We start from the raw sequence: 1,165 nt of genomic DNA, 5'->3' as shown, positions 1-1,165 counted from the left end.
GGAGGAGGAGCCGGTGGCGTTGACTGCGATAATGCAACGGCCACAGCAGTGGACATCCGAAAAGGAAAGACTGCTGGAATTGCAGGACAAGATGATGTTGTGGTAGGAACCATGGCTGAAAAAGCAGCGGCCACCTATACGCCTGGAACAGCCAATCAGGTGATTGCAGCAAACCAATTCCTGGCAGGCGCGCAAACCATTAAAGGGGACGCTAACCTGATTCCAGCCAACATTCGGAGTGGTAAGAGCATTTTTGGCAAAGCGGGTGCTCTGGTGGATTATACATACTTATCGCAGGCCCAAACGCCTTTTTAAATGGGGCGTTCTCAGGTGTTTTTGCTGGGGGCGCCCTGGTATGTACAAGAGGTGATGCTGATGGGATCCAAACAGTTAATGCCTGGACTGGAAATAATATTGGATACGGAGAAAATCTGGAGAGTGTCAGAGGATATAGCTTAGGAACCTGGAATTTATATGAGGATAGCTACTCATCAATGGCTAAATTCAACAGAAAGGTCCATTTGGGTCCATTTAAGCGCATTACAGTAAATGGATTTGGATACTGGTTAAAGCGCGGCACTCGTGGAAGACTCTGGATTAACCTTTATAAAGATAAAAAGCCTAGCAATATTGGAGATGAGTATGCTTACACAGATTATGTATGGCGGAGCTATAGTAGTGACAGTGATTATGACGATGGGTTTTACAAAAACGCCTGTGCTGTAAGTGTATCCATAGATGTTAGCGGAATTAATGAGGCCAGGGGAATTTCCGTAGAGGTTGGGGCTGCCAGCACCGGAAATGGCCCTGGACCATTCCTGATCACATCCATCAGGTTTGAAAAATAGGAAAGGCAGGTATCTTATGTGATTGAAACGGAATTCGTGGAGCGTCTAACCAAAGTAGAGGAGCGGTCCAAGAGTAACACCCATCAGATTGAGGATTTAAAGCCGGTCGTAAATGAAATCCATACCATGTCCAAGACCATGGTGGAATTGATCGGAGAAGTCAAACACACAAACGAAAACGTGTCTGAACTCAAAGACAAGGTTGATATTTTGGAAAGAGAACCAGGAAAACAGTGGTCAGCAACAAAGAAGACATTTTTTACAGCGATCACCAGCTCCATCGGAACTGCGGTGGCAGCCGGAATCATGTATTTGAT

Annotated in this window: 2 protein-coding genes and 1 pseudogene; all 3 read left to right on the top strand. The window is 45.8% G+C overall.

What is annotated here, in order from left to right:
• A pseudogene (locus CLFS41_RS14545) lies at positions 1 to 315 on the top strand (hypothetical protein); the annotation flags it as partial.
• Between the two features lie 179 nt (positions 316 to 494).
• Positions 495 to 848, top strand: a complete 354-nt coding sequence (locus CLFS41_RS14540) for a hypothetical protein (RefSeq protein ID WP_045092685.1) — start codon at positions 495 to 497, stop codon at positions 846 to 848.
• A gap of 18 nt (positions 849 to 866) precedes the next feature.
• Positions 867 to 1,165 (top strand): hypothetical protein (locus CLFS41_RS14535; protein ID WP_045092684.1); only part of this gene is annotated, 299 nt, incomplete at its 3' end.

The organism is Clostridium sp. FS41 (assembly GCF_000954015.1).
GTDB classification, from domain to species: Bacteria; Bacillota; Clostridia; order Lachnospirales; family Lachnospiraceae; genus Enterocloster; species Enterocloster citroniae.
The sequence above is the reverse complement of the archived record's forward strand: the minus strand, read 5'-3'. Positions and strand labels throughout refer to the sequence as shown.

What these genes read in the sequence shown, in the direction of transcription:
- CLFS41_RS14540 (WP_045092685.1), top strand. Translation starts at nt 495, where the DNA reads ATGGCTAAATTCAACAGAAAGGTCCATTTGGGTCCATTTAAGCGCATT.